The sequence below is a fragment of the Mycobacterium helveticum genome (genome assembly GCF_007714205.1).
GTDB lineage: Bacteria > Actinomycetota > Actinomycetes > Mycobacteriales > Mycobacteriaceae > Mycobacterium > Mycobacterium helveticum.
In genome coordinates this window covers 1-4,926 of sequence record NZ_VMQU01000213.1, presented here as the reverse complement: position 1 = coordinate 4,926, position 4,926 = coordinate 1, and the positions used below count along the sequence as shown (strand labels likewise).

Genomic DNA, 4,926 nt, shown 5'->3' with positions numbered 1-4,926 from the left:
GCCCACCTCGATCACCGCGACGTCGACCGGCGCATCCGCGAACGCGGCGAACGCCATGGCGGTGAGGACCTCGAACTTGCTCAAGCGGAGGCCCGCCCCAGAAGGTGAAGCCTGGGACTGCGCATCGACCATCTGGACGTACGGCTCGAGCTCGCGGTAGGTCGCCACGTACTGCGCCGGGCTGATCGGCTTGCCGTCGATCGCGATGCGTTCGACCGCCGACTGCAGGTGGGGGCTGGTGGTGCGGCCGGTGCGCTGGTGCAGCGCGGTCAGCAGGGCGTCGACCATCCGCGCCACCGAGGTTTTGCCGTTGGTGCCCGCGATGTGGATCGACGGATAGCTTTTCTGCGGTGAGCCCAGCAGGTCCAGCAGCGCGCTGATCCGGGTCAGGCTCGGTTCGATCTTCGTCTCGGGCCAGCGTTGATCCAGCAGGTGCTCCACCTGCCACAGCGACGCGATCTCGTCCGGGGTGGGCGCCGCGTCGCCGGCCGGTGCCCACTCGGGCTGTTCCGTCATTGCAGCCCGGCCAGCCGCGCGGTGATCCGCTCGGCTTCCTCACCGGCCACCCGCCGGCGGTCCCGGATCTTGTCGACGACGTGCTGCGGGGCCTTGGCCAGAAAGTCGGCGTTGTCCAGTTTCGCGGCGGTCGAGGTTAACTCCTTTTGCGCTGCGGCCAAATCCTTTTCGAGGCGCCGGCGCTCTGCTGCCACATCGATGGTGCCGGAGGTGTCCAATTCGATCACGTGGACGTCGTCCATGCCGGAACCCAGCGATACCTCCAGTGAAGCCGAGGGACTGAACCCGGGACCGGGCGCGGTCAGCGAGGTCACGGCCCGCACTTCCGCGCTCAGCTCTCCGCCACCGGCCAAACGGGCCGGCACCTTCTGCCGATCCGCCAGGCCCTGATCGCTACGGAACCGCCGGATTTCGGTGACGAGCTTCTGTCTGTCACTGATCCGTTGCGCCGCAATCGGATCCAGGGCGATACCCGAGGACTGCGGCCACTCGGCGACCACCAGCGACTCCCGGTTGGTCAGGGCCTGCCACAGCGCCTCGGTGACGAACGGGATCACCGGATGCAGCAGTCGCAGCAACGTATCGAGCACCGCGGCCAGCACAGCGGTGGTATGCGTGAGGCCGTTGGCAAGCTGCACCTTCGCCCACTCGACGTACCAGTCGCAGAACTCGTCCCACGTGAAGTGATAGAGCGCCTCGCAAGCCCGGCCGAACTCGTAGCCGTCGAACGCCCAATCCACCTCGGCGCGAACCTCTTCCAGCCGTCCCAGGATCCAGCGGTCGGTGTCGGTGAGGTCGGCCGGGTCCGGTAGCGGAGCCGGGCAAGCACCGTTGAGCAGCGCGAATCTGGTGGCGTTGAACAGCTTGGTGACAAAGCTGCGCGATGCCCGTACGGCGTCTTCGCCGACCGACAGGTCACTGCCGGGAGCGGCGCCCCGGGCCAGCGTGAACCGCAGCGCGTCGGCCCCGAACTTCTCCACCCAGTCCAGCGGGTCGATGACGTTGCCTTTGGACTTGCTCATCTTGCGGCCGGATTCGTCGCGGATCAGGCCGTGCAGGAAGACGTCGGTGAACGGCACCTGCGGGCCGCGGCGCCCGCCGAGGGTGAGGACGTCGTCGCCGCCGACGAAGGTGCCGAACATCATCATCCGGGCCACCCAGAAGAACAAGATGTCGTAGCCGGTCACCAGAACGCTTGTCGGATAGAACTTCTCCAGCTCCGGGGTCCGCTCCGGCCAACCGAGCGTGGAGAACGGCCACAGCGCCGACGAGAACCAGGTGTCCAGCACGTCGGGATCCTGCTCCCAGCCCTCCGGGGGTGCCTCGTCCGGGCCGACGCACACCTGTTCGCCGTCGGGCCCGTACCAGATCGGGATGCGGTGGCCCCACCACAGCTGCCGCGAGATGCACCAGTCGTGCATGTCGTCGACCCAGGCGAACCAGCGCGGCTCCAGGCCGGCCGGGTGGATCACCGTGTCGCCGTTGCGCACCGCGTCGCCGGCGGCCTTGGCCAGCGATTCGACCCGGACCCACCACTGCAGCGACAGCCGCGGCTCGATCGGCTCGCCGCTGCGCTCGGAATGCCCGACGCTGTGCAGGTAGGGGCGCTTCTCCTCGACGACCCGGCCCTGCGCCGCCAGCGCCTCGCGCACCGCGACGCGCGCCTCGAAACGGTCCATGCCGTCGAATTGCGTTCCGGTGCCGGTGATCCGGCCCCTGGTGTCCAGGATGGAGATCATCGGCAACTCGTGCCGCAGCCCGATCTCGAAGTCGTTCGGGTCGTGCGCGGGCGTGACTTTGACCGCGCCGGTGCCGAATTCGGGGTCCACGTGGTCGTCGGCGACCACGATGAGCTGCCGGTCCACGAACGGGTGCGGCAGGTGGGTGCCGACCAGGTGGCGGTAGCGCTCGTCGTCGGGATGCACCGCGATCGCGGTGTCACCCAGCATCGTCTCGACCCGGGTGGTGGCCACCACGATGTGGGGCTGCGAGTCGTCGGACGAACCGTACCGGAAAGACACCAACTCGCCCTCGACGTCGAGATAGTTGACCTCGAGGTCCGAAATCGCGGTCTGCAGCACGGGCGACCAGTTGACCAGCCGTTCGGCCCGATAGATCAGCCCGGCATCGTAGAGCCGCTTGAAGATGGTCCGCACCGCCCGCGACAGGCCCTCGTCCATGGTGAACCGGTCCCGGCTCCAGTCCACGCCGTCGCCGAGCCGGCGCATCTGGGCGCCGATCGCACCGCCCGACTCACGCTTCCAGTCCCAGACCTTCTCGACGAACAGCTCGCGGCCGAAGTCTTCCTTGGTCCTGCCGTCGACCGCGAGTTGCTTTTCCACCACGCTCTGGGTCGCGATGCCCGCGTGGTCCATGCCCGGCTGCCACAGCACCTCATACCCCTGCATCCGCTTGCGGCGGGTCAGGGCGTCCATCATGGTGTGTTCCAGCGCATGGCCCATGTGCAGGCTGCCGGTCACGTTGGGCGGCGGCAGCACGATCGAATACCCGGGTTTGGGGCTGGTCGGGTCCGCCGCGAAGTAGCCGGCATCCAGCCACTTCTGGTAGATCAGGCTCTCTGTCGCACCGGGGTCCCACGATGTGGGCAGGTCGGTAGCGGAGCTGCGGCTGGCGGTCACCCGTCAATTCTAGGAAGCGCCGCGCGCCGGCCTGTAGGCGCCCGAACGGGGTGCGCCCGGCCCGCCGGCACGGTAGGGGGTGAATCTAGGCCAGTCGATCGATCCGCAGCGACACACCTGCGGCCGGGAAGCGCTCCAGCAGCGCCTCACCCATCGCGGCCGCGGGCGTCAGCACGCCGCGCAGCTCGGAGAGCTTGTCGCGGTCCATCGCCAGGGCGAGGCCGCACTCCCCCAGCAACACGGAGGTCGCCTGGTAGCCCGGGTCGCCCCGCTGTTCCATGCGCGCCACATAGCGGGCCCCGCTGCCGGTGGTGGTGTAGGTCTCGATCCGGTAGTAGCCGCGCTCGCGCGCCGCGGCGCTGGGGCCGGTGCCCGGCCTGGGCGCGACCCGCTCCACCAGCCGGCGCGGCAGCAGCCGGAAATAGCGGCTGCCCAACCCGAACGTGGCACCGGCCATCCCGGTGACGACGGCGGAGGCCAGCGGCGCGACGACCGGCGACGATCCCACGCTCATGCTTTCGCTGTAGCGGAACCGGTGACCGTATCGCCAGTCCAGCAGGGCGTTGCTGCGGCGAACGATCCGCGTGTTGTAGGGCGCCATGACGAAGCCCGCCGTCCAGAGGCCGGCCAATTCCGGCGCGATCTGGCGGCCACGGCGCCACGGCAGGTCGGGCTGGGGCCCGAGCTCGGGTTCGGCGTGACGGTCGGGTGTCAGCGTGTAGGGGTCGGCGAGCTGGCGGCGGGCGTCGGGATCGGTGGAGGCGGTGTTCAGCACCTCCATCATCGACGCGATGGTGCCGCCCGACAGCCCCCCGGAGAACGACTTCACCACCAGATCGGTGTCGGTGAGCTCACCGGCGTCCGCGTCGCGAACCGCTCGGTACAGCGCGTACACGCTCAGGTCGGAGGGTACGGAATCGAACCCGCAGGCATGCACGATGCGGGCGCCGGTGTCGGCGGCCTGCTTGTGGTGAAGGTCGATGCTGTCGCGGACGAACATCGCCTCGCCGGTGAGGTCTGCGTAATCGGTGCCCGCCGCGGCGCAGGCGGCCACGAGTGGCAGACCGTAGCGGGTGTAGGGCCCGACCGTGGTGACGACCACCCGCGTGCGCGCGGCCATCTCGTCGAGCGTCGACGGCGACGAGGCATCCGCGACCAGCAGCTCCCAGGACTGCGCGGACTCCCCCAGGGTGTCGCGCACGGCGCGCAGGCGCTGGGCCGACCTGCCGGCGAGCGCGATGCGGGCACCTCCGCCCGCTCGCGCCAGATACTCGGCGGTCAGCTTCCCGACGAAGCCGGTCGCCCCGTACACGACGATGTCGAATTCGCGCGGCGTTGCGGTCACGGATCCCGACGCTACCCGACCGACGACCGCTTCGGCGGCCCCCGCCGACAAGGAATGCCGGGCCCGGGGCCCGGCATTCCTCACCTATGGCGTTTCGACGGCTGTCAGTCCTCGAGCCGCCGGCCGCGGCTGTTGTCAGCCACGCCGACCGCAGACCGGCCACGCGCCGATGCCCTGCGAATGCAGCACGTTCTCGGCGACGCGGATCTGCTCCTCGCGACTCGCGCTGGCCGGGGAGCCACTTCCGCCGTTGGCACGCCAGGTGCTCGGCGTGAACTGCAGACCGCCGACGTAGCCGTTGCCCGTGTTGATCGCCCAGTTCCCCCCCGATTCGCATCGTGCGATGGCGTCCCAGTTCACGCTGTACGCCCGCTGCGGCGGCGGCGGCGCGTCGGGTCCCGGCGGGGCTGTGTCTTTTACACATCT

Annotated in this window: 3 protein-coding genes and 1 pseudogene; all 4 read right to left on the bottom strand. The window is 69.5% G+C overall.

Features of this window, described 5'->3' with window-relative positions:
- Nucleotides 1-516: pseudogene (locus FPZ47_RS26480) on the bottom strand (dihydrofolate synthase); the annotation flags it as partial.
- Complete coding sequence (locus tag FPZ47_RS26475) at nucleotides 513-3,155, bottom strand: valine--tRNA ligase (protein WP_144953346.1); 2,643 nt, start codon at nucleotides 3,153-3,155, stop codon at nucleotides 513-515. The gene FPZ47_RS26475 and the pseudogene FPZ47_RS26480, both read right to left, overlap by 4 nt.
- An 85-nt stretch (nucleotides 3,156-3,240) precedes the next feature.
- Nucleotides 3,241-4,500, bottom strand: coding sequence for a saccharopine dehydrogenase family protein (locus FPZ47_RS26470; RefSeq protein WP_144953349.1), 1,260 nt, complete (start codon nucleotides 4,498-4,500; stop codon nucleotides 3,241-3,243).
- A gap of 135 nt (nucleotides 4,501-4,635) precedes the next feature.
- The coding region (locus FPZ47_RS26465) for a transglycosylase family protein (RefSeq protein ID WP_145039722.1) at nucleotides 4,636-4,926 on the bottom strand (291 nt) is incomplete at its 5' end.